Origin of the sequence: Ensifer sp. LBL, assembly GCF_050435225.1 — a bacterium.
Classification (GTDB): domain Bacteria; phylum Pseudomonadota; class Alphaproteobacteria; order Rhizobiales; family Rhizobiaceae; genus Ensifer.
In genome coordinates this window covers 166,484-190,706 of the sequence record NZ_JBNDJY010000002.1, presented here as the reverse complement: position 1 = coordinate 190,706, position 24,223 = coordinate 166,484, and the positions used below count along the sequence as shown (strand labels likewise).

The 24,223-nt window shown below is 64.4% G+C and carries 20 protein-coding genes; 15 read left to right on the top strand and 5 right to left on the bottom strand.

The features are described from left to right. Positions 1-47: 47 nt before the first annotated feature. Positions 48-1,274 carry an acyl-CoA dehydrogenase family protein gene (locus OKW20_RS08190; RefSeq protein WP_429171389.1) on the top strand — a complete coding sequence of 409 codons (1,227 nt, stop codon included), beginning with the start codon at positions 48-50 and terminating at the stop codon, positions 1,272-1,274. A gap of 77 nt (positions 1,275-1,351) precedes the next feature. On the opposite strand, the gene OKW20_RS08185 is transcribed toward OKW20_RS08190, so the two are convergent. Together OKW20_RS08185 and OKW20_RS08180 are read right to left on the bottom strand one after the other, a co-directional pair. Beyond that, the gene (locus tag OKW20_RS08185; RefSeq protein ID WP_043617538.1) at positions 1,352-2,749 is read right to left on the bottom strand and encodes an LLM class flavin-dependent oxidoreductase; all 1,398 of its coding nucleotides are present in this window, start codon (positions 2,747-2,749) and stop codon (positions 1,352-1,354) included. Positions 2,750-2,827: 78 nt separating this feature from the next. After that, complete coding sequence (locus OKW20_RS08180; protein ID WP_429171387.1) at positions 2,828-4,045, bottom strand: SfnB family sulfur acquisition oxidoreductase; 1,218 nt, start codon at positions 4,043-4,045, stop codon at positions 2,828-2,830. Positions 4,046-4,440: 395 nt separating this feature from the next. Between OKW20_RS08180 and OKW20_RS08175 the strand changes: the two genes are divergently transcribed. The 14 genes from OKW20_RS08175 (at position 4,441) to OKW20_RS08110 (ending at position 21,877) form a co-directional block, all read left to right on the top strand. Continuing rightward, the gene (locus OKW20_RS08175) at positions 4,441-4,827 is read left to right on the top strand and encodes a hypothetical protein (RefSeq protein ID WP_043617543.1); all 387 of its coding nucleotides are present in this window, start codon (positions 4,441-4,443) and stop codon (positions 4,825-4,827) included. Positions 4,828-4,984: 157 nt separating this feature from the next. Next, the gene (locus OKW20_RS08170) at positions 4,985-5,887 is read left to right on the top strand and encodes a LysR family transcriptional regulator (protein ID WP_429115817.1); all 903 of its coding nucleotides are present in this window, start codon (positions 4,985-4,987) and stop codon (positions 5,885-5,887) included. A gap of 99 nt (positions 5,888-5,986) precedes the next feature. Beyond that, on the top strand, positions 5,987-6,475 hold the full coding sequence (locus OKW20_RS08165) for a GAF domain-containing protein (RefSeq protein ID WP_429171385.1): 489 nt from the start codon (positions 5,987-5,989) through the stop codon (positions 6,473-6,475). A 57-nt stretch (positions 6,476-6,532) separates the two neighbouring features. Next, on the top strand, positions 6,533-7,651 hold the full coding sequence (locus OKW20_RS08160) for an FAD-dependent oxidoreductase (protein WP_429171384.1): 1,119 nt from the start codon (positions 6,533-6,535) through the stop codon (positions 7,649-7,651). 215 nt (positions 7,652-7,866) lie between these two features. Beyond that, positions 7,867-8,811, top strand: coding sequence for an ABC transporter permease (locus OKW20_RS08155; protein ID WP_043617548.1), 945 nt, complete (start codon positions 7,867-7,869; stop codon positions 8,809-8,811). Beyond that, positions 8,808-9,626 (top strand): ABC transporter permease, encoded by an 819-nt coding sequence (locus tag OKW20_RS08150; protein ID WP_429171381.1) that lies wholly within the window; start codon positions 8,808-8,810, stop codon positions 9,624-9,626. Before OKW20_RS08155 ends, OKW20_RS08150 begins: the two co-directional genes overlap by 4 nt. After that, positions 9,623-11,251 carry an ABC transporter ATP-binding protein gene (locus OKW20_RS08145; protein ID WP_429171380.1) on the top strand — a complete coding sequence of 543 codons (1,629 nt, stop codon included), beginning with the start codon at positions 9,623-9,625 and terminating at the stop codon, positions 11,249-11,251. The genes OKW20_RS08150 and OKW20_RS08145 overlap by 4 nt, the downstream gene beginning before the upstream one ends. A gap of 1 nt (position 11,252) precedes the next feature. Continuing rightward, the gene (locus OKW20_RS08140) at positions 11,253-12,110 is read left to right on the top strand and encodes a serine hydrolase (protein ID WP_429171378.1); all 858 of its coding nucleotides are present in this window, start codon (positions 11,253-11,255) and stop codon (positions 12,108-12,110) included. 37 nt (positions 12,111-12,147) lie between these two features. Then, positions 12,148-13,692, top strand: coding sequence for an ABC transporter substrate-binding protein (locus OKW20_RS08135; protein WP_429171377.1), 1,545 nt, complete (start codon positions 12,148-12,150; stop codon positions 13,690-13,692). Between the two features lie 113 nt (positions 13,693-13,805). Next, positions 13,806-15,245 carry a M20 family metallopeptidase gene (locus tag OKW20_RS08130; protein WP_429171376.1) on the top strand — a complete coding sequence of 480 codons (1,440 nt, stop codon included), beginning with the start codon at positions 13,806-13,808 and terminating at the stop codon, positions 15,243-15,245. Between the two features lie 251 nt (positions 15,246-15,496). Then, positions 15,497-16,756: a plasmid partitioning protein RepA gene (gene repA / locus OKW20_RS08125; RefSeq protein WP_402325009.1), complete on the top strand. Its 1,260-nt coding sequence runs from the start codon at positions 15,497-15,499 to the stop codon at positions 16,754-16,756. Between the two features lie 5 nt (positions 16,757-16,761). Beyond that, the gene (repB, locus tag OKW20_RS08120; RefSeq protein ID WP_429171374.1) at positions 16,762-17,841 is read left to right on the top strand and encodes a plasmid partitioning protein RepB; all 1,080 of its coding nucleotides are present in this window, start codon (positions 16,762-16,764) and stop codon (positions 17,839-17,841) included. A gap of 341 nt (positions 17,842-18,182) precedes the next feature. Further along, complete coding sequence (locus OKW20_RS08115; protein WP_429171372.1) at positions 18,183-21,035, top strand: DNA translocase FtsK; 2,853 nt, start codon at positions 18,183-18,185, stop codon at positions 21,033-21,035. A gap of 449 nt (positions 21,036-21,484) precedes the next feature. Further along, positions 21,485-21,877 (top strand): DUF930 domain-containing protein, encoded by a 393-nt coding sequence (locus OKW20_RS08110; protein ID WP_429171370.1) that lies wholly within the window; start codon positions 21,485-21,487, stop codon positions 21,875-21,877. Positions 21,878-21,955: 78 nt separating this feature from the next. Here the strand turns inward: OKW20_RS08110 and OKW20_RS08105 are convergent, their stop codons facing one another. From OKW20_RS08105 to OKW20_RS08095, 3 genes are read right to left on the bottom strand one after another with little or no spacing between them, the layout of a single operon-like run. Beyond that, a complete protein-coding gene (locus OKW20_RS08105) occupies positions 21,956-22,834 on the bottom strand; it encodes an SDR family NAD(P)-dependent oxidoreductase (RefSeq protein WP_429171368.1) in 879 nt (292 codons plus the stop codon). Beyond that, positions 22,831-23,613, bottom strand: coding sequence for a hypothetical protein (locus tag OKW20_RS08100; RefSeq protein ID WP_429171366.1), 783 nt, complete (start codon positions 23,611-23,613; stop codon positions 22,831-22,833). Before OKW20_RS08100 ends, OKW20_RS08105 begins: the two co-directional genes overlap by 4 nt. 10 nt (positions 23,614-23,623) lie before the next feature. Then, on the bottom strand, positions 23,624-24,211 hold the full coding sequence (locus tag OKW20_RS08095) for a protein-S-isoprenylcysteine O-methyltransferase (protein ID WP_429172294.1): 588 nt from the start codon (positions 24,209-24,211) through the stop codon (positions 23,624-23,626). Positions 24,212-24,223: the final 12 nt, after the last annotated feature.

Here is a 24,223-nt window from a genome sequence, read left to right as displayed (position 1 = left end):
TGTCTATAGAATAAGTTCATTATATCGCCTCAACCAAGGAGAGGCGGATGAGCAACGTACACTTCCTCAGGGAACCGGCGCTGGTGAATGCCGAGCATGACGAAAGGCGACGGGAGCTTTTTGCCCGCGCCGAGGCGCTGTCACAGGATCTTGCCCGGCGGGGCGCCGAACTCGACCGGGTGGGCGCGCCGCCGCGTGAGGAGATCGAGGCACTCCGCCAGGCCGGTCTGTTGACGGCGCTGCATTCGCCGGAGATCGGCGGGGCCGGCTTGAACTGGATCGACGGCCTGCGGCTGGTGCGCATCGTCGCGCGCGGCGAAAGCTCGATCGGGCAATTGCTGGGCTACCACTACGTCAACAGCCAATACGTCTACTGGGCGGCCGCCGACCCCCGGCAGGCCTGGGTGCTGGGTGCCGAAACGGTGGAACGGCAGCTCTACTGGGGGGCCGCCGTCAACCCGCGCGACCCCGGGCTGACGCTGGAGCGGCGCGGCGCGCACTACGTCTTGAATGGCCGCAAGACGTTCTCGACCGGCGCCCATGTCTCCGACCGCATCAACGTCAATGCGGTGCTCGACGGCAAGATCGCCAACTTCGTCGTGCCCACCGACCGCCCCGGCTATATCGCCAACGACGACTGGGACAATATCGGCCAGCGCCTGTCGGACAGCGGCAGCGTCGAGTTCCGCGACTTTCCGGTCTATGGGCGAGATTTCATCCAGCCGCTTGCCGATCCGTCCGACCCGCCAGCGGTGCTGGCGACCTTCAACACGCCGCTGATCCAGCTGGTCTTCGTCAATTTCTATCTCGGCACGGCCGAGGGGGCGCTGGCAGCGGCGCTCGACTATGTCCGCAGCACGACGCGTCCCTGGGTGACATCAGGCGTCGAACGCGCTGGCGACGACCCCTATATCCTCGAGGCGATCGGCGGGCTCCAGGCGAGCCTTAAGGCGTCAGTTGCGCTCGCCGATGCGGCAGCGGGAGCGGTCGAAGCGGCCTTGTCCGAGGGCCAATCGGTGACGGCCGAGGCACGGGGCAGAGCGGCGATCGAGGCCTATGCGGCCAAGGTGCATTCGACCCACGTGGCGCTCGACGTGACCGCAAGGGTGTTCGAATTGATGGGCGCGCGGGCGACGGCCGGCCACTATCGCTTCGACCGCTACTGGCGCAACGTTCGCACCCACACGCTGCACGATCCGGTCGCCTATAAGGCGCGCGAGGTCGGCGACTTTGCGCTCAACGGGCGGATCCCGCCGGTCAGCCTCTACAGCTGAACCTGGCGCACAGGTAATTGTGCAAAAAAAACGCCGCCTGAACAGAAGTTCCGGCGGCGTTTCTGTGATGTCTTCGATTAAGCGGAGGCTGCGACGGCCTCCCTCTGACCGGCGAGGTCGCGATAGCCGGCGCCCGGATGCGGCGCCGCAAGCCTTGGACCGGCGCCGAAGAGCTTTTCTCGCAGCGTGCCTTCGCGGTAGCCGGTCTTGTAGACGCCGCGCCTTTGCAGTTCCGGCACCAGCAGGTCGACGGCGTCCTCGAAGGTCCCGGGCGTGACGGCATAGGCAAGGTTGAAGCCGTCGACATCGGTGTCCTCGACCCATTCCTGAAGCAGATCGGCGACCGTCGAGGGCGAGCCGACGAACACCGGGCCGAAGCCGCCGATGCCCACCCAGTCGGCCATTTCGCGCACGGTCCACACCCGGTCCGGATCGATGGTCGTAAAGGTCTCGACGGCCGATTGCACCGCGTTGGTGTAACGGTGGCGCAGCGGTTCGTCCGGGCCGAACTGGCCGAAATCGATGCCGGTCCAGCCCGAGATCAGCGCCAGCGCACCCTCGTAGGAGACGTGGCTGCGGTACTCGTCGAACTTCTTCTTCGCCTCCGCGTCGGTTTCGCCGAGGATCACCGTCTGCAGATTGAAGGCAAGGATTTCGCGTGGGTTGCGGCCGGCGCGCGCGGCTGCCTCGCGGACATTGGCGACATAGCGCTTCAATACGGTTTTGGATGGCGCGGCGACGAAGATGCACTCGGCATGCGCCCCGGCAAAATCCTTGCCGCGGCTCGAAGAACCGGCCTGGTAGAGCACGGGCGTGCGCTGCGGCGACGGTTCGCTGAGGTGAATGCCGGGAACGGTGAAGTGGCGGCCATTATGGTTGATCGGGTGCACTTTTTCCGGATGGGTGAAGATGCCGCTTGCCCGGTCGCGCACGACGGCTGCGTCCTCCCAGCTTCCCTCCCAGAGCTTGTAGCAGACCTCCAGATACTCTTCGGCGAGATCGTAACGGTCGTCGTGGCGCGCCTGCTGCGCCTGGCCGATGTTGAGTGCGCCGCTGTTGAGATAGGAGGTGACGATGTTCCAGCCGACGCGCCCCTTCGTCAGATGGTCGAGCGTCGAGATGCGGCGCGCGAAGGTATAGGGGTGCTCGAACGAGAGCGAGGCCGTCAGCCCGAAGCCGAGATGCTGGGTCTCATAGGCCATGGTCGGCACCAGTTGCAGCGGGTCGTTGACCGGCACCTGGGCCGAATGGCGAAGGGCCGCATCCGTATTGCCGTTCAGCACGTCATAGACGCCGAGCACGTCGGCGATGAACAGGCCGTCGAACTTGCCGCGCTCGAGCGTCTTTGCCAGATGCACCCAGTAATCGAGATCCTTGTAGCGCCAGGACTGGTCGCGCGGGTGGGTCCAGAGCCCCGGCGACTGGTGGCCGACGCAGTTCATGTCAAAGGCATTCAGCCGGATTTCGCGGCTCATGGGTCTCTCCTCGGGCAAGGTTGGGCGTTGCCCGAAGCGTCGGTCACGCCTCGGGCCGATCGCGCGCGGTCGATGGGCTCAGAGTGCGCCGTTCTTCGGCGGCTTGATGCCGTTCAGGTGGTAGTTGCCGACGACGTGATGCTTCCAGCGCACCGGGTCGTGCAGCGTATGGGTGCGGGCGTTTCGCCAGTGGCGGTCGAGGTTGAGGCCAATCTTCGTCGATGCGGTGCCGGCGAGTTCGAAGAGCGTGTTGCTCGCCTCCAGGGCGATTTCGGTCGTCAGGACCTTTGCCGCGGCAACGGCGAGCGTCGCTTCGACCACGCTTTCCTCGGTGCCGTTGATCTGGGCGACGTCGACCTTCTTGCCGGCACGCTCGACCGTTGCCGTTGCCGCCTCCAGGCGGATGGCCAACTGGCCGATGCGGGCGATCGTCAGCGGATCGTCGGTCGCCCGTTCGACGCCGCTGTCCATCCAGGGGCGGGCATGATTGCGCACGAAGTCCAGGGTCTCGGCAAAGGCCGCGCGGGCAATGCCGAGGTCGATGCCGGCGTGGATGATCTGGCCGACGGAACCGATCGTCGTCGGCCGCTCGAAGCCGCGGTGATGGCGCACCACCGCATCGGCCGCCACATAGACATTCTGCAGCACGGTCGTGCCGCTACCGGTCGTGCGCTGGCCGAAGCCGTCCCAGTCGTCGATGATCTGCAAGCCTTCGGCGCCACGGGGCACGAAAGCCATGGTCAGCTTGTCGTTCGGATCGAGGGCGAAGACGACGATCCATTCGGCAAAGAGCACGCCGGTGGAATAATATTTGCGCCCGTTCAGGCGGAAGCCGGGGCCGTCGGGCGAAAGCCGGGTCTCATAGTCGCCGACGGTTTTCGTGCCGCGCTCGGAAAGGGCGTTGCCGAAACGGTCGCCGGCAAGCGCCCGGCCGAAGAAAAAGGCCTTTTGCTCCTCGGTGCCGTCGGTGCGCAGCGCCTCGAGAATGTAGAAATGGTTCTGCGGAATCTGGCCGATCGAGGAGTCCGCTTCCGAAAGAATGGCGGTGACTTCGGCAAGAACGGCATTGGAGACGTCTATGCCGTCATATTCCGGCGGCACGGTGATCGCCAGCAGGCCGGATTGGGCGAGCGCATCGAGCTCGTCGAAGGGCAGAATGCGATCGGTGTCCCGCTCGTTGGCGCTCCCCGCAAATTCCGCCGCTAGCGCACGCGCGATCGACAGCGCTTCCTCTTCGCTTTCGATCCGGTGCGCCGGGGCTCTTGTTTTCTCGGAAAGCCGCGAGATCGTTCCCATGTGACTGCTCCCTGTCGATTGAGGTGCATATCAGTGAATTATCTGGCCTGATCGGGTAAGATAGTATATTCTATAGAAATTATCGATTGGAGTATTTCGTTTCGGCCTTGATGGCGACTTGGTGTTTACCTTCGGGTCGGGATGGGTAAAATCGATTCGGGGGAAGGCCGGGGAAGAGGACCCTGGTGACGGTCGGCGGCGTGCATGCTCACCGATTTCCCGCCAAAATTGACTGCGGCTCAGGGAACTATCGCCCGATTTGTGCATTGCCTCATCGCCTGCAGTTTGACCCGTCGCGTGGCCCCAGAGTATCGGCCACCCGGCACGAACACAAATACATGCTGACAGAATTGGCCATTCGCGTTTCCCGGCCTTAACCACTGAAGGAGACACAAATGACGAATTTCCTGCCTGCTCTCCATGAAGGGCACGCCTCCATCACGCTGCAGAACCTGTTTCGTGATGCTCTGGAGGCCTATGATGACTGGGGCGCCAACATGCCCGAGCCCATCGTTGCGTTCGAAGGCAAGCGCATTCCCATCAGCGAGGTCTTCGACTGGATGAAACCTTGCACCGACATCATGCCGGCAAACCTCATCGGCATCGTGACGGACCGGCTAAACAAGCCGTGGAGCGGTGAGGGGCCGCTCGACGCCATGACCGTCTCGACGGCGGCGCGTGTCATGTCGGTGCTGACGCGGCGGCAGCTGCGCAGCTTCGGCCGCGGCTCGATCGAGATCTTCGCCGACCGCTTCAACCATCCGGTCCATGCCAGCGCGTGAGACCGGTGACCTCTGGGGAGCGCGTGCGCGCGCTCCTTGTTCCCGGACGGTATCCGGCACGGATTTTCCCGCAGCTTGCCCACCCCTTCCTTGAAGCATCGCCTTCCCGTAAACACGAGGGGAGAGCAAGCGGATGTTCGAGCGGACCGGGGGCGGCGTGAATTTTCGACAATTGGAAGTGCTGCGCACGCTGTTGGCGACCGGATCGACGATCGCGGCCGCAAAGACCATGGGGCTCAGCCAGTCCGGCGTCAGCCGGCTGTTGCAGCAGCTCGAGGAAGAGCTGTCGCTGACACTTTTTGCCCGCGACAAGGGCCGGCTGATTGCGACGCCCGAGGCGATGAAGCTCGCCGAGGACGCGGAGCATATCTTGCTGGGCATCGACCGTTTCACCAACCTGGCGCAGGACCTGCGCAGCGGCGCGGTCGGGCCTGAGGTCGTGCGCATCGGCCTGCCGAACAGCATGTCCGAAACCTTCGCCCCGGCGATGCTCGCCGACTATGCCAAGGATTTTCCCGGCGTGCGCGTCGAGACTTTCTTCGACACGACCGTCGCGATCGCCCGCCTCGTCGAGCAGCGCATCATCGATTTCGGCTTCCTACGCTATGAGGGGCAGCTGAGCGCCGGCCTTGAAATGCAGCCGGTCGCAACCGGCCTCAGCGTCTGCGTCATGGAAAAGGGGCATGCGCTTTCGCAGCACGAAACCGTGACGCCTAGGGAATTGCGGGGTGTGCCCTTGATCCTGATCGGCCGCCGCCGGCCGACGCGGGTCATGCTCGACGAGATTTTCCGCAAGGCCGGCGTGCCGCAGAAGGTCAAAATCGAGACCCACAGCAACAGCTCGGCCTGCGCCTACGCGGCCTATGGCCTTGGGGTCGCGATCATCAGCAGCTTCTTTGCCAATCTGCACCGGCACCTGCCTATCGAGATCCGTCCGTTTTCGCCGCACCTCACCCAGGATTTCGGCGTTGCCACTGCGGCCGGCGTTCCGCTGTCGTTGGCGGCGCAGGCAATGATCGACTGCCTGAAAAGGCAGGTCGCCGCTTCGCAGCAGCCGTGAGACAATGGCCTGTCGGCTGCGGACAGGGGGTGCCATTGGCAATGGAACGGACGCGACACTACATTGCGGACCGATACGAACAGGGAAGTGGATGGAATCATGTTTCAGGCGGCCGCAATCGACACAGGCGACAAGCGTGCTTTCTACGCGGAGCTGGCCCAACAGCTCGAATCGCTGCTTCACGACGAGCCCAACCTGATCGCCAACGCGGCCAATACGTCGGCGCTGATGTTCCAGGCCATGCCCAGCCTCAATTGGGCGGGGTTCTATTTTCTCGAAACCGACCAAGAGCTCGTGCTCGGGCCGTTCCAGGGAAAGCCTGCCTGTGTGCGCATCGCAGTCGGCCGCGGGGTCTGCGGCACGGCCGTCAAGGAAGGCCGCTCGATCCTCGTGGAAGACGTCCATGCCTTTCCCGGCCACATCGCCTGCGACGCGGCCTCGCGCTCGGAACTCGTCGTTCCGGTCCGGCGCAACGGCCGGGTGATCGGCGTCATCGATCTCGATAGTCCGGAGCCCGCGCGCTTCGACCGTGACGACCAGAACGGCATCGAAAAACTTGCCGCGATCTTCGCGGCGGCAATCGCATAGGGCCGCGGCGGTGGATGATCTGGCAAGGGTAGACAAGCTCCGGCTTCGGGCCGCGCCATGACGGATGCCGCTCCGGCCGTGGACGTCGAAACGCATGCGCGCGTGGCCCGCAAGATCGACGTCGTCGTCATCGGTGCCGGGCAGGCGGGACTGTCTTCGGCCTATCATCTGAGCCGGCTCGGGCTGGAGCCTCACAGGCAGTATGTCGTCATCGACCGGTCGCCGCAGCCGGGCGGTGCCTGGCAGTTTCGCTGGCCGTCGCTGACCTTGAACACGGTCAACGGAATTCATGATCTCCCCGGCATGAAATTTTCCGAAGCGGTCGATACCAGCAAGGGCGAGGTCCACGCGGCCGTCGCCGTGCCGCAATATTACGGCGCCTACGAGAAGGCGTTCGGTCTCCCGGTCCGCCGGCCCGTGGCCGTCAAGGTCGTGTGCGACCGCGGCGAGCGGTTCAGGGTGGAGACGGACGGCGGCGCCTATGCCGCCCGCGGCATCATCAACGCGACCGGCACCTGGGAGGCCGCCTATATTCCACCCTATCCCGGCGCGGAGCGCTTCAAGGGGCGCCAGTTGCACACGAAGGATTATCAGTCGGCGGGACAGTTCGCCGGGCAGCATGTGCTGGTCGTCGGCGGCGGCATCTCCGCAATCCAGCTGCTCGATGAAATATCGCAGGTGACATCGACCACCTGGGTAACGCGGGAGGAGCCGGCCTTCCGCAACGAGCCGTTTACGCCGGAGGTCGGACGCGCCGCAGTAGCGATGGTCGAGGATCGGGTCCGCCGGGGCCTGCCGCCGGGTTCCGTGGTCTCGGTGACGGGCATTCCGGTGACGCCGGCGATCATTGCCGCACGCGCACGCGGCGCGCTCGAGCGCCAGCCGATGTTTGCCGAAATGACTGAACAGGGCGTGCGCTGGCCGGATGGACGTGAACTGGCCGTCGACGTCATTCTGTGGAGCACCGGCTTCAGAAGCGCGCTCGATCACCTGGCGCCGCTTCAATTGCGCAATACCGATGGCGGTATCCTGATGACCGGTCGGCTGGCGACACAGGTGGCAAAAGACCCTCGGATCCATCTCGTCGGCTACGGTCCGTCGGCTTCCACCATCGGTGCGAACCGGGCGGGAGGCGCTGCCGCTCGCGAACTCTCAGATTTTCTTCATCTGACCTGACGGAACCGGCGCGATCGCGAAGGCTTCGTCGCCGGCAAGCCAGCGGGCAACGCCCGTCCGGCGGCGCTGAAGTTGCATGCCCTTTTCATAGAGGTATGACATTTACTCATAATATTGCGCGATTTTTTCCAATCGATCATAGTCCCTGTAGCAAGAGAGCCGACGGGCGGGAGAATCGCGGTAACGCGTGCGGCCTGCCTCAGTACGGGGAACCCATGATCAAATTCATTCTCAATCGCCTCGTGATGGCGATACCGACGATCGTAATCGTCTCGGTGGCCGTCTTCACGCTTATCCGTCTCATTCCCGGTGACCCGGCAGCGCTGATGCTCGGCGACATGGCCGAGCCGCAGCAGATTGCCGCGTTGCGCACGGAGCTCGGTCTCGACCGCAGCATCCCGGAGCAATTCGTCATCTGGGCCGGCAATATCCTCTCCGGGGATTTCGGCACCTCGATCGTCACCGGCGAGCCGGTGCTGCATCTGGTGGTCAGCCGCTTCTTCGTCAGCGCCGAAATCGTCGTCATCGCCGTGTTCCTTGCAAGCCTGATCGCGGTTCCGGCCGGCGTCATCGCCGCCTGGCGACAGAACAGCCTGACCGACCTGGCGCTCGTCGGTTCGGCGACCGTGCTTCTGTCGATCCCGACCTTCTGGCTCGGCCTTCTCTTGCTGCTCGCCTTCGGCCTGAAGCTCGGCTGGCTGCCGGTGCTCGGCTACGTGCCGATCTCGGAGAACTGGAAGGCCGGGCTTCTCTATCTGGTGCTGCCGGTCATGACCCTCGTCATCCACGAGATGGGCGTGATCATCCGCATGGCCCGCGCCTCGACGCTCGAGGTGCTCAGGCTCGACTACATCACCCACGCCCGCGCCAAGGGGCTCTCGGAAAGTGCCGTTCTCTGGCGCCACGCCTTCAAGAACGCCTTCGGCCCCACCTGGACGATGATCGGCCTGATCCTCGGTAATCTGCTCGGCGGCATCGCCGTCATCGAGACGGTGTTCACCATTCCGGGTCTCGGACGGTTGATGGTCGATGCGATCTTCCAGCGCGACTATCCGGTGATCCAAGGCTGCCTGCTGCTCGTCGCCTTCTCCTATGTCGTCGTCAACCTCGTGGTCGACCTTCTCTATCCTCTCTTCGATCCGCGGGTGGTGGCAGAATGAGAAAGTTCACGTTCAACGGCGTCATCGGCGGCGGCCTGATCGGGCTGCTGGTCATCACCGCCCTCATCGGCCTTTTCTGGACGCCCTATGATCCGATGGCGCTCGGCTTCACCGCGCGTCTTGCCGCCCCCGGTGCAGCGCACTGGCTCGGCACCGACGAGTTCGGCCGCGATGTCGCCAGCCGCCTGATGGTCGGCGCCCGCGCCAGCGTCTGGATCGGCTTCCTCACCGTTACCTTCGCCGTCGTCTTCGGCACCTTCATCGGCATCGTCAGCGGCTATGCCCGCGGCTGGATCGATGGCGTCATCATGGCGATCAACAATGCGCTTCTGGCCTTCCCCGGCATCCTGCTGGCGCTCGGCCTGCTCGCTGTCTTCGGCGCCAACCAGTACGGCATCATCTTTGCGCTCGGCATCGCCTATACGCCGTCGATGGCCCGCGTGGTACGCGGTGCGGTGCTGTCGCTGCGCGAACGCGAGTTCATCGAGGCGTCGCGGGTGATGGGCAACGGCGAGATCTACACGATGCTGCGCCATATCCTGCCGAACTGCCTGGCGCCGATCACGGTGCTTGCGACCTCGATGTTCGGCTGGGCAATCCTGTCGGAAAGCGCGCTTTCCTTCCTCGGCCTCGGCGTGCCGCCACCGGCTCCCACCTGGGGCAACATGCTCGCCGCCGGCCGCCCGTTCATCGAACAGGCCGTCTGGCTCGGTTTCTTCCCCGGTCTCTGCATCGCTCTCACCCTGCTCGGCATCAACCTTCTGGGCGACGCCCTGCGCGACAAGCTCGACCCCCGCATGCGAGGCCTGAAATGACCGGCAAGACCCTCTTAAGCGTCGAAGGCCTCTCGTTGGCCGTCAGCCATACTGGCAACCAGGTGGTCAAGAACGTCAGCTTCGACGTCGCGCCCGGCGAAATCGTCGGCATCGTCGGTGAAAGCGGCTCCGGCAAGACGCTCGCGACCCGCGCGATCATCGGCCTCATTCCGCCGGCCGTCCGCCATACCGGCGGAAAGGTCCTCTACCGGGGCAAGGATGTGCTCGGGATGAAGGACCGCGAGTTGCGTGAGCTTCGCGGCGGCGAAGTCGGCGTCGTCTTCCAAGAGCCGATGACCTCGCTGAACCCGTCGATGACCATCGGCCGGCAGCTCGAAGAAGGGCTGATCCTGCACACAAAGATGTCGGTCGAGGAGCGCCGCACCGCGATCCTCCCGATGCTTGGTCGCGTCGGCATCCGTGAGCCCGAGCGGGCCTTCACCGCCTATCCCCACGAGTTCTCCGGCGGCATGCGCCAGCGCATCATGCTGGCCTCGGTCATGCTGTTGAAGCCGGCTTTGCTGATCGCCGACGAGCCGACCACTGCGCTCGATGCCGTCGTGCAGCGCGACGTCATGGAGTTGATGGTCGAGCTGACCCAGGCCCAAGGCACGGCGGTGCTGCTCATCAGCCACGACCTGCCGATGGTCGCCCGCTACACCAACCGTTTCGTGGTGATGGAAAAGGGCGTCGTCGTCGAGCAGGGGCTGACCGAGGAGATCCTGCAGGCGCCGCAGCATCCCTATACCCGCAAGCTGCTCTCTTCGCTGCCGTTCCGCGGCGCGGCGCGTGAACTCGACACGACGCGCACGCCGATGGTTTCGGCGCGCAACGTCGTGGTCGAATATCCGGGCCGCAAGGGGCTGTTCCGCCGCCACGAGCCGAAGCGCGCGCTGCATGGCGTCAGCGTCGATATCCATGTCGGCGAGGTCGTGGCGCTTGTCGGCGGCTCCGGCTCCGGCAAGACGACACTCGGCCGCACCATCGCCGGCCTCGTCCAGCAGGCCGAAGGCGAGATCCTGTTCCAGGGCCGCGAGCGCAGCGCCGACTGGCGCGACTATCGCTTGAACTGCCAGATGGTGTTCCAGGATCCCTATTCCTCGCTCGATCCGCGCATGACCATCCAGGCGCTGGTCGAGGAGGCGCTGCGGCTGGTGCCGGATCTCGACACGCCCGCAAAGCGTCGCCGGGCGCTGGAAACCTTGGAGGAGGTCGGGCTCAGCGCCGATTTCGCCAATCGTTACCCGCATGAGCTTTCGGGCGGCCAGCGCCAGCGCGTGGCGATTGCCCGGGCGATCGCGCGAAGGCCGAAATTCCTGATCGCCGACGAGCCGGTTTCGGCGCTCGACGTCACGGTTCGCGCCCAGGTGCTGGAACTCTTCTCCAATCTGCAGAAACGTTACGGCTTCTCGTGCCTGTTCATCAGCCACGATCTCGGCGTCGTCGAGCAGGTCGCCGACCGGGTCATCGTCATGCAGGACGGGCGCATCATCGAAGAAGGCGACCGCGATCGTATCTTCGATGCGCCGAGGGAGGCCTATACCCGCAAGCTGCTGTCCGCGATCCCGGCGCTCGATCTCAACCAGACCGGCGGCGTCACCCTCAAATGGCGTCTGGAGGCCTGAGATGAGCACGGAAATCAAGACCGGCGCGATCGCGGCCGAACTCCATGCGATCGCCGATGCCGAGCCCTTCGTTACCCGCTTCCTCGTGCGCAACCTTCGGACCGGTGAAACCATCGGCCGCGGCGAGCGTGAGGAAACACCGTCCGCCAGCACCCGCAAGACCTCGATCATGATGGCGGCGCTGAAGGCGGTATCCGAGGGGCGGCTTAACCTCGACGAGCGCATCACCTACGAAGCACGCCTCGCCCAGGAAGTGGCGAGCGGCATGTTCCGCTACCTGACGCCCGGCATCGTCATTTCGCTGCGCGACGCGATCGTCGGCATGATGGTGCTGAGCGACAATGTCTGCACCAAGATGGTTTTCGAGCGGCTGACGCTCGAAGAGGTCGACCGCTACTGCAAGGCGCTCGGCATGGTGGGCACGCACCACCGCTTCCTCATTCCGCCGCTGGCGCTGAAACCCGATCATTCGCTCGCCGATGTCACGACGACGACGGCCGCCGACCAGGTGATGCTGCTGGAACTGATCCTCGCCGCCGAGCACGATGCCGCGGCCGCCGCGAAGCTTGGCGTTTCGGTCGAGCTGGCCGCCTTTGCCGTGCAGACGCTGAAGAACCAGGTTCTTCGCTACGGCATCCGCGCGCGGCTGCCCTTCGACACGGTTGCCGCCTGCAAGGGCGGCCGTGGCAAACGCGGCCGCATGGATGCCGGTGTCGTCTATCGCGACGGCAAGCCGCTCTACGCCATTGCCGCCTTCACCGACGGTGTGCCCGCGCTGATGCCCGACGGCACGCCCGGCTACACCATCGCGCTCGAAACCATCGGCAAGCTGTCGCAGGCCTGCTGGCGCGCATTTTGAACCGACAACGCCAACAATCAGAAAAGAGAGAGGAACCATGAAAACCATACTGCTCGCCGGAACCATGCTGATGAGCGCGATCGCGCTCGGCCACGCACGTGACCTGACGGTCGCCCAGAGTTCGGACATCCGCAGCAACGAGCCCGGCGTCAACCGCGACGGCAACACCGACTCGGTGATCTTCCACATCGTCGAAGGCCTGGTCGGCTACGCAGAGAACGGCGAAGTGAAGCCGCTGCTCGCGAAAAGCTTTGAGGTTTCGCCCGATGGCCTGACCTATACGTTCAAGCTGCGCGATGACGTGAAGTTCCACAACGGCAAGCCGCTGACGGCCGAAGACGTGGTCTGGAACTGGAACCGCTACATGAAGCCGGAGACCAAGTGGACCTGCGCCGCTGACTTCGACGGCAGCAAGTCGATCAAGGTGACGAATGTCGCCGCCACGGATGCATCCACCGTGACCATGAGCATCGAGAAGCCCTCGGCCGTCTTCCTCGGCCTGATGGCGCGGCCGGAATGCGGCTACACCGGCATCGTCTCCCAAGATTCCGTCGGCGCCGACGGCGCCTATGTCGCGCCCATCGGCACCGGTCCGTTCAAGTGGGCCGAGTGGAAGAAGGGCGAATATGTCCGGCTGGAAAAGAATGCCGATTACGTTTCGCCTGCCAATGACGGGAAGCCCGATGGCATGGTCGGCTCGAAGCGGCCGCTCGTCGACGGCATCAAGTTCATGGTCATCCCGGACGCCTCGACGGTGAAGACCGGCCTGCTTTCGGGCGCACTCGATACGGCCGAAGTCTCGGCCGATCTCATTGCCGAGTTCAAGGACAGCGACACGATGCAGCTCATCGTCAAGCGCAACAACGGCAAGAACCTGCTCTACTTCCAGACCCGCGACAAGGTGCTGAGCAACGTGGCTGTCCGTCGCGCCATGGCCGAAGCGCTCGACCTCGACCAGCTCGTCGCCGCCGTCTCCAACGGCACCGGTGAAGCCAACGCCTCGATGGTCTCGGCCGACTCGATCTTCTACTCCGACGTCCAGAAGAAGAAGATCCCGATGGACCTGGAAAAGGCGAAGAAGGATCTCGCGGAAGCCGGCTACAACGGCGAGCCGATCACCATCATCGCCAACAAGCGCGGCAACGTGCCGAGCTTCCCCGCCGCCGTCGTCGCCCAGGCGATGATGCAACAGGTCGGCCTCAACGTGCAGATCGAGGTGCTTGACTACGCGACCCAGGTCGATCGTCGTCGTTCCGGCAACTACCAGGTCATCTCGCAGTCGGTCTCGCCGCGCCTCGACCCGGCGCTGATGTACAGCTTCTATGTCGGCAACAAGGACAAGAACGCCTCGCTGATGTGGGACAATCCGAAGGCGATCGAACTGATGAAGGCGGCCTATGTCGAGGCCGACCAGGCCAAGCGCCAGGCGATCTTCGACGAGTTTCACCAGCTGATGCTCGACGAAGTCCCCGGCATCTTCATGTACGACATGGTCGACATCTGGGGCGCCACCAAGAAGCTGCATGGCCAGCCGGTATGGCAGTCCAACACCCGCCTTTGGGAAGTGACGCTCGACGACTGATGCGGGCGTAGCCCTTCCTCTCCAGCGGATGGCGGCCGGTTGCCGCCCTCCGCACCTCCCTAGACAAAACTGCTGATGCGACCGCGCCCCGCGCCGTCGCAAAAGGATGATTGATGCCAAATCCAGCCGCACGAACCGCCCTTGTCGAAACGATCGAAGCGCTGAAGCCCGAATTCGCCGCAATGAGCGACGCGATCTGGGACCACGCGGAACTGAGTTTTCATGAGGAAAAGTCGGTAGCGACACAGATCGCCATGCTGGAGAAGCACGGGTTTCGCGTGTCGCGCGGGCTGGCGGAGATCGACACCGCCTTCGTCGGCGAGAGCGGGCAGGGCCTGCCTGTAATCGCCTTTCTCGGTGAGTTCGACGCGCTGGCCGGTTTGAGCCAGGTGGCCGGCGTTGCCCAAGCGCGCGCCGAAGTCGAAGGCGGTACGGGCCATGGCTGCGGCCACAATCTGCTCGGCACCGGTTCGCTGCTCGCCGCTGTCGCGCTTGCCCGCTACCTCCAGGAAAACGGCTTGCCGGGCACGGTGCGCTATTACGGCTGCCCCGGCGAGGAAGGCGGCTCCGGCAAGACTTTCATGGCGCGCGCCGGCATCTTTGCCGATGTCGATACGGCGCTGACCTGGCATCCGGCACCCTTCAACGGCGTACGCTCGACCAACAATCTCGCTGTTCTTGAAATCTATTACCGCTTCAAAGGCGTGGCCGCGCACGCATCGAACGGTGCCCATCTCGGCCGCAGCGCGCTCGATGCGCTGGAACTGATGAATGTCGGCGTCAACTTCCTGAGGGAGCATATGCCGCAGGATTGCCGCGTGCACTATGCGATCACCGATGCCGGCGGGAAGGCGGCAAACGTGGTGCAGGCCCGCGCCGAGGCGCTCTATCTCGTGCGTGCGCCGCAGATGCCGGAGGCCCTGGCGCTCGCTGCCCGCATCGACAAGATCGCCAAGGGTGCGGCGATGATGACGGAGACCGAGGTCGAGATCGTCTTCGACCGCGCGGCGACCAACCTGCTGCCCAATATCGCGCTGGAAACGGCGATCCACGACAACATGGTGGCGCTCGGCCCGGTGCCCTTCGATGAGGCGGATATCGCCTTTGCCAAGGACATCCAGAAGACGCTGACGGCCGAAGCAATATCGAGCAGCATCCGGCTCTATCAGATCAAGGGCGACGTTTTTGCGAACAGCCGCATGGACGGTTCGACCGGTCTGCATCTCGGCCTGCGCGATTTCGAGGGCCAGTCGCATTTCCGCGCCGGCTCGACCGATGTCGGCGACGTCAGCTGGATTACGCCGACGGCGCAATGCTGGGCGCCCGCCTGGGCAATCGGCACGGCGCCCCATACCTGGCAGGTGGTGGCGCAGGGCAAGAGCCCGGCCGCCCACAAGGCGTTTGCCCACGCGGCAAAATCACTGGCCACGACCGGTCTCGACCTGATCCTCGACGCCGATCTCTTGGCGCGGGCAAAAGCCGAATGGCGGGAAAAGACCGAGGGCAAACCCTACCAGTGCCCGATCCCTGATCATATCGGTCCCAAGCTCTGAGTTCACTTTTTCGATGTTTGCAAACGCCCGCGCCACCCCGCGGGCGTTTCGCTTTTGCGGGCGTCCGGAACGCCTGCCCGTCAAGCGCACGCGCCTTTGGTTGGCGCCCGACTCTTGACGCGAATCGCAAGCTCCGGCATCTCTGTTACGGAGTTTTCCGAATAAGTGCCGATTGGCCGTATTTGAGTTGAATCTCTGTTAGCGCGATGGGGCGCCGTTGGGCCGCTGACGCGCGCAAGGAGTATGGCAGAATGAATATGACGGCAACCCAAGCAAGACAGGACGCAGGCCACGCCCAGGCCCGGCGCCCGGCCGACGAGGCGATCGCGGCGGATGCCCGCGCGCTTTCCGAACAGTTGAAGGCGATGCGCGAGCGGCTGTTCCCGCCGACGGCGATGAAGACGCTGCGCAGCTTCACCTCGGGCGAGGCGGCCAAGCTGATTGGCGTTTCCGACGGTTACCTGCGCCAGCTTTCGCTTGCCGGCGAGGGACCGCAGCCCGATACCGGTCTTGGTGGCCGCCGTTCCTATTCGCTCTCCGACATCAATGCGCTGCGCCGGCATCTGGCCGAACAGGCTCTTGCCAAGGGCAACGCCGCCAAGGCGCGCAGCTATCTGAAATGGCGCGATGCGGAAGCGGGTGAACATCTGCAGGTGATCTCGGTCACCAACTTCAAGGGTGGCTCCGGCAAGACGACCTCTTCGGTGCACATCGCGCAATATCTCGCCATGACCGGCCACCGGGTACTTGCCGTCGACCTCGACCCGCAGGCGTCGCTGTCCGCCCTCTTCGGCTACCAGCCGGAACTCGACCTCACCGGCAACGACACGCTCTATGGCGCGATCCGCTACGACGCCGAAGCGCGGCCGCTGAAGGACATCATCCGCAAGACCTATTTCGACGGTCTCGATCTCGTGCCCGGCAATCTCGAACTGCAGGAGTTCGAGCACACGACGCCGCAGGCTCTGGGCGCGCGCCAGAACGGCACGGACGCTGGTCCGTTGTTTTTCGCCCGCGTGCAGGCAGCGCTGGCCAGCGTTGCCGACGACTATGACGTCGTCATCATCGACTGCCCGCCGCAACTCGGTTACCTGACGCTGTCGGCGCTGTGTGCCTCGACGTCCGTCGTCGTCACCGTGCATCCGCAGATGCTCGACGTCGCCTCGATGAACCAGTTCCTCTACATGACGTCGGATCTGCTCAGCGTCGTGCGCGAGGCCGGCGGCGAGCTCAATTTCGACTTCCTGCGCTATCTCGTCACCCGCTTCGAGCCGAATGACGGGCCGCAGGCGCAGATCGTCGGCTTCATGCGCTCGCTCTTCGGCGACCGCGTGCTGACATCGGCCATGGTGAAATCGACGGCGGTTTCCGATGCGGGCCTTACAAAGCAGACGCTCTACGAGGTCGGGCGGGAGAACTTCACCCGCGCCACCTATGACCGCGCGATCGAATCGCTGAATGCCGTCAACGGCGAGATCGAAACGCTCATTCACGCGGCTTGGGGGCGCTGACCGACATGGCTGGCAACCGCAAGAACGAACTGCGCGCACTCTTCTCGGGCAATGTCGCCCCGGCGGCGCCTGCCGCAGAAGTGGACGACAAGGCGCCTGCCGCACCAAGCGTGCAGCCGGCAAAGCCGGTCGTCGTCCCTGCAGCCCAGGCCGACGTGCCTCGGGCGGCCTCCGGCGCGATTAAGGCCATGGGGCTTTCGCTCGGCAGTATCACTCGCGAGGCGGAAGAGGCGCGCGCACTGCGCGAGGCCCTGCACCAGGGCGAGCGCGTCGTCGAGCTTGATCCGGACCTGATCGACGCGTCCTTCGTCGGCGATCGCCTGACCGATGGCGAGACCGACGATCCGGAATTCCTGGCGCTCGCTGACAGCATCCGCGACAGTGGCCAGCAATCTCCGATCCTCGTGCGCCCGCACCCGCAGAAGCAGGGCCGCTACCAGACGGCCTACGGTCATCGCCGCCTCAATGCCGTGCGCAGCCTCGGCATCAAGGTCAAGGCCATCGTCCGGCCGCTGACCGACGACGAGCTGGTGCTGGCGCAGGGCAAGGAAAACGCCGAGCGGCGCAACCTCTCCTTCATCGAGCGCGCCATGTTTGCGTCCGCTCTTGCCGACCGCGGCTTCGACCGCAAGGTCATCGGCGAGGCGCTCGCCGTGCAGAAGAGCGAGCTGTCGCGCCTGCTGCAGGTAGCAGAAGGCGTGCCGCCGGCGATTGCCCGCGCGATCGGCCCGGCGCCGAAGGTCGGCCGCGAACGCTGGATGGCCTTTGGCGCGCTGCTTGAAGATATGGCGACCGTGGAACTGGCGCAGGAAGAGTGCCGCTCGCGCCGCTTCCTCGAAGCCGAAAGCGACCAGCGGTTCCAGATCGTCTTCACTCGCCTGTCGCGCAAGCCGAAGCCGGATGCAGCGGCGACCAAGCCGGAAACGCTGGTCGATGCCGGCGGACGCGCCTTTGCCAAGCTCAAGCGCGACGGCAAGAATGCCCGCATCGAGTTTTCGGCCGATGTCGATCCCGCCTTCATCGACGAGGTCGTCGAGCTGCTTGCCAGGCATCATGCGGTGTTTGCGTCCGGCCGCGAAGGCTGAGCGAAGCCTACGTCTTAGAAACGTCCGATCGGGCCCGCGTGATGCTCTCACGCGGGCCCGATTCGTTTTCCCGGTGGAGCCGGTGGCGAGCCACCGTGGGCATCCCTTAGTGAGCGCCGATACCGCCTTCATCCAAGAAATATTTTCGGCCGTGTGAGGGCGGCGACGGGATGTCGCGGCCGCCTTGGGGCGTCGGGCCTTGCCGTTGCATCAAGCCCACAGAAAGACGGCAATCGACCGCCGAGTCCGGTTCGAAACGGGGCGTTGGAAGGGACTTGTTAACCTTCATTTCCTATCGCTTAGAAGGCCCCGCGGCGATGTCTCTAGCTCTTCCAGGACCCATGCGTATTCCCAGGACAAACTTCTCACAGGCTGCTTTGCATGATGCAAACCAGGCGGATTATTTCGATGGTCCGCAGGATGATGCGTTGAGCGGTATGCCCACCCATGAGGCGGACCCCGCCGACCCCTATCAGTTGTACGAGGCGCCTGCGGCGCCCCGCCGGCCGGCAAACCAGCAGGCCGAAACCGCGAGCCGTGCGACCCGCCTCTATGGGCAGGGTTCCGCCTACGCTCCTGCACAGGTGACGTCGACGATGAGCGAACCCTTGCCGACCCTCTCGGAGATTGCCGGCCACTACGGTGATTCCACCTGGGAGAGCCATTTCTTCCTGGCACCGAACGTGCGCTTTACCCGCACGCCCGAGCGCGAATTCATGAAGCGGCGCGCGCCGCAGGTCGACGAAAGCGAAACGGTTACCGAAGTCGAAGAAGCGATCGTCGCGGTGGCGGCGGAGCCTGCTCCGGTCGTCGTCGAAACCGTCGAGCCCGTCGCGACGGCTCCGGACGAACCCGCGCCGATCGAAGCTTCGGCCGCTGCGGCTGACGAGGCGCCACTGGCCGAGGTCGCGCTGCCGTCCTACAGCCCGTCCGAACTGCTGCGTATGCTGACCAACCAGTTGCCGACCTGGACCGCGGCACAAAACACGATCGAGCCGGCCATGCTCGAGCGCGTCGAAGCGCCGGCCGATGAGGGCGTCGCCCTCGCGCCGGTTCTGACGACGCCGATCGCCGTTTCCGCACCGGTCGCCGAAGTGACGCCCACGCCCGCCCTGACCTCAGCCGAAGCTCCCGTCGATCAGAGCGCTGCGCATTCCGTCTTCCTGTCGGATTTCGCCTTCTTCGAATTCGGCCCGGCCGACGATGCAGACGTTGCGGGCGCCGAAGCCGTGCATCCGAAGCCCTTTGTCGAGACGCCCGCGCCGGCTGCGATGACGCCTGTTATCACTCCCGTCGCCGTTGCGCCCGTTGCGGTCACGCCGCCAGCGCCCGTGCGCCCGGTTGAAATCCGCCGCGTGCCGCCGACGGCGATCACCTCGCTGTTCCGCGTCGTGGACGTCCGTGGCGCAAAGCCCGAGGATATGCCGGCATCGCAGCCGCTTGCCGACGTTGCCCCGGCTCCCGTTGCCGTGGCTGAAGAACCGGCGTCTGTCGCCGCCGCTGACATCATCGACGCCGAACCGGTCGAAATCGAACAGCCGGCGCCGGTCGCCACGAAGGCGGCGATCACCATGCCGGCGCAGGTGACCCGCGCGCCGAGCAACATGCCGGCTATCGGCTCGACGGACCGCGCGCCGAGCGCCGACGGCTACGAGTTCCCGTCCGAGGAGCTGCTGCAGGAAGCGCCCGTCGGTCAGGGCTTCTTCATGACGCAGGAACAGCTGGAACAGAATGCCGGCCTGCTTGAAAGCGTGCTCGAAGATTTCGGCGTCAAGGGCGAGATCATCCATGTGCGTCCCGGCCCGGTCGTCACGCTCTATGAATTCGAGCCGGCACCCGGCGTGAAGTCATCGCGCGTCATCAACCTTGCCGACGATATCGCCCGCTCCATGTCCGCGCTCTCGGCCCGTGTCGCGGTCGTGCCCGGCCGCAACGTCATCGGTATCGAGCTGCCGAACGCCACGCGCGAGACCGTCTATTTCCGCGAGCTGATCGAATCCGTCGATTTCCGCAAGACCGGCTACAAGCTGGCGCTGTGCCTCGGCAAGACGATCGGTGGCGAGCCTGTTATCGCCGAGCTTGCGAAGATGCCGCATCTGCTCGTTGCCGGCACCACCGGCTCGGGCAAGTCGGTCGCGATCAACACCATGATCCTGTCGCTGCTCTATCGGCTGAGCCCGGATCAGTGCCGCCTGATCATGGTCGATCCGAAGATGCTCGAACTCTCCGTCTATGACGGCATCCCGCATCTGCTCACCCCCGTCGTTACCGACCCGAAAAAGGCGGTGATGGCGCTGAAGTGGGCCGTTCGCGAGATGGAAGACCGCTACCGCAAGATGTCGCGGCTCGGTGTGCGCAACATCGACGGCTACAACCAGCGTGCCGCCGCCGCCCGTGAAAAGGGCGAGCCTGTCATGTGCACGGTCCAGACCGGCTTCGAAAAGGGCACCGGCGAGCCGCTGTTCGAACAGCAGGAAATGGACCTGGCGCCGATGCCTTACATCGTCGTCATCGTTGACGAGATGGCCGACCTGATGATGGTCGCCGGCAAGGAGATCGAAGGCGCGATCCAGCGGTTGGCGCAGATGGCGCGTGCTGCCGGTATCCACCTGATCATGGCGACGCAGCGTCCCTCGGTCGACGTCATTACCGGCACGATCAAGGCGAACTTCCCGACCCGCATCTCGTTCCAGGTGACCTCGAAGATCGACAGCCGTACCATCCTTGGCGAACAGGGTGCCGAGCAGCTGCTCGGCCAGGGCGACATGCTGCACATGCAGGGCGGCGGGCGCATCGCCCGTGTCCATGGCCCGTTCGTCTCCGATCTGGAAGTCGAACACGTGGTCGCGCATCTGAAGACGCAAGGTCGCCCGGAATACCTCGACACCGTAACGGCGGAAGAAGAGGAAGAGGAGCCGCAGGAGGAGACCCCGGTCTTCGACAAGAGCGCGCTTGCGTCGGAAGACGGCAACGAACTCTACGACCAGGCGGTCAAGGTGGTGCTGCGCGACAAGAAGTGCTCGACCTCCTACATCCAGCGCCGCCTCGGCGTCGGCTACAACCGCGCGGCCTCGCTCGTCGAGCGCATGGAAAAGGAAGGCCTCGTCGGACCGGCAAACCATGTCGGTAAGCGCGAGATCATCTACGGCAACCGCGACCATATGAGCGCGCCCGACAACGACGACATGGATTGATACCGGTCGCAGGCGTCGCCCAAAACACGGATATCAAGCCGTCGCTGACAGATTGTCGGCGGCGGCTTTTCTATTGTCGCGTTGGTGCTAGTGTCGCCTGCGCCAGGAGCGGCCGTGATGCTTTCGGCCCTGATATCGCGCATGGGATGATCTGATCGGTGCAGGCAGTAACGCATCGTCGCAATGAGACACCGATCTGGCCAAGCCTGACGCTTGCTTTCATCCTTCATGCGCTAGCCGTGTTGGCGCTTTTCCTCCTCCCGTCACCGCGGCCACCTGTTCCGAGCCCGGACGAGGGGGTCGCCGTTCAGATACTGGAATTGCCGCCCCCACGCCCTGAGGTGGTGCAGCCAGTTCTCGGACCGCAAAATGCGCCGGCCGTCGCACATTCCGTTGGGGAGACGGCGCCTGCTACGGAAAGAGCGACGCTGCCACAGGCTGCCCAGCCGATGGTGCAAGCAAAGCGGTTCTTCTCGGCGGCGATACTGGCCGATTCACGCAGCAGACAGGCGCTGGAAGGACTTTCGCAGCTTGCCGCCGATGAGCGGATCGTCCAGCTCTGCAATCTCGAGGCGATGGAACAGGTTCATCGCTGGCGCGTCGACTTTATCCCCGACTTGCTCGTCGCCTACGCCACGTCGAATGTCCGCCTGACGGGGCGGGACCTCCGCGCCGATGGCGCCGCCTTCCGCAGCAGGGGGCGTTGGTTCAGCATCAAGTTTGGCTGCGCCGTGGCGCCGGATATCAAAAGCGTCGTGCGGTTCGAGTTTCAGGTCGGCGATGAAATTCCGAAAAGGGAGTGGGAGGCGCATTTCCTCCCTGCAGGCGCCGAAGCCCACTGATCGTCGCCATGGCCAGGGTCCGCCTGCACCCGGCGCATTTTGGTGAGGCGCCGGACGAGAACAGGCTGCGAAGGGGGATCACGCCGGGGCCGGTCCGCCTTTGGCGTGGCCTGCGCGACAGCAGTGCTTGAGTTGCTTGCCGGATCCGCAAGGGCAGGGGTCGTTGCCGCGCAGTTGCAGGCGACCGACAAGCGGCAGGAGCGCTGAGGAGGGAAGGAGGCTCGCGATCAGGATCGCCAGCCTGGCGGAAATGCCGGGAATGACCAGCCGCCGCCGGGCCTTGAAACCGCGCCAAGCGCATCTTGCCACGTATTCCGGAGTGGCCTTCGGAAGCGCTTTGAACAAGGCCGCCCTGTTGGCGCCGGATTTTTCGAGGAATTCGGTCGACACCGGTCCCGGCGCAACGCAGGTCACGGTTACGCCCGTCTTTCGCGTCTCCTGGTAGAGCGCCTCGGAGAAGGAACGAACGAAGGCTTTGCTCGCATAATACATCGCCATGTACGGGCCGGGCGTGAAACTGGCGACGGAGGCCAGATTAATGATGCCGCCGCGGCCGCGCGCGACCATGCCCGGCAACAGGTGCAAAGTCAGGGTAGCAAGTGCGCGGATGTTGACGTCGATCATGCCAATCTGGTCGGCAACCGGCAAAGCGGTCGCCGCGCCGCGCAGGCCGTAGCCGGCACTGTTGACAAGAACGTCGCAGACGAGGCTTTCGCGCGAAAGAAATTCGTCGAGAATGCGCGTGGCATCGGGGGCGGCAAGATCGACTGGCAAGGAGAATGCCTCGCCGCCCGCCTGGTTGATCGCAGCCTCCACGACGTGCAAGCCTTCGATGGACCGCGCGACCAGAACGACCGGCGCGCCGTCTCGCGCGGCAAGCTCCGCAATTGCTCTGCCGATGCCCCGGGACGCTCCGACGACGACAATGGCGGCTCGTGGTGATGGCTGCAATGTCATGCGGAAGGCTCCGGCGCAGCGATGGGCGCATTGTCGGCTTTCGTAAGACCTGCCACCTCATCGGCGATCTCGCCGTTCAATATTTCCTCGAAACGCGCCAGAGCGCGCGCGACGTTGGCGCCGTCCATGACGCGGTGGTCATAGTGGATTCTCACGGTAACCGACCCGTCGTCGCCGATCGGCCCATAGTTGAAGATGGTGGTGAGCGGCGTCAGCGGATTGAGCGATTCTGCACCCAGGCCGGAATAGACAGACAATTGGAAGGTGCCGAAGCGGTGGCCCCGCTGGCGCCCCATGTTCAGGCTGAGCCACATCAGCAGCCGCCGCAACGGCGCCGGCAGGCGCGCGATCTTCAACGCCCGCCGGAACTCCCTGATCTCAAGCACGGGACGGGAACGGGCCTCCTGGAGCAGGGCGCTCAATTCGCCAATGGATCGCCGTTCGGGTGTCTTGATCGTGCTGAGAAGAACGACCCGCTCGCCTTCGTACTCGCGCTCGTGCGCCACGGACGCGATGCTTCCGGGGTACTCATAGAGTTGCGGCCTCGGAAGCTTGATATAGGCCCGGCGGAAATCTGGCGTCTCCTGCGAGAGTAACCCGTAGCCCTTGAGAAACAACACCATCCACGAGGGCCGGTCCGAGCGGCTTGCCCGGGCTTTGTGCAACGCGCTGATGTCCATCTGCCGCTGCACCGTGACCCGAGGCACGCCGATGGAAAAACGCATCAGATCGCCGACGAGGCGTCGTGCGGCGGAAAGCTTGATCGGTCGGCCCCGCATAGTGCCACCTCTAGTAGATGTAGGGTATAATTCGCTTCGTCCTGTCCATGTAGTCGCGATATTCGGGCCCGAAGAATTCCAGCATCAGGCGCTCCTCCTTGCCCACGCGCAGGAAGAAAAGAACAGCGAATCCAACGAGCCCTGCAAGTCCGACCACCCAGTTCGACAGCAGCAGCATCTGGCCGAGGCCCATAAGCAGGAAGCTCGTATACATCGGGTGGCGGACGGTGGCGTAAGGGCCCGTGCTGATCAGCTTGTGTTTTTCGCGGATTTCCAGCGAAATGGACCAGTTGCGGCCAAGTTCCTTGTGCGTTCGACGGAAGGTCCAGATCGCCGCGGCGAACACAAACGCCCCGAGTCCGACCAGCCATGGTTGGGCGACGTAGTCGGCAAATCTCGGAATTCCTGTCGCCACATAGAGTGCTGGCACAATGGCAAGGCCGAGCGAAGCAGCAGCCAGGCCAATCGTATCGGTCGTCGATCGACGGTTGCTCATCACCCGCACACGCCTTGCACGGCGTTCGAACGGGTAACGGACGACATACCAGGCAATGATGCCCACGACCCAGACGATTTCGCCGATGGAAGCGGCAGACATGTTCACGTTGGC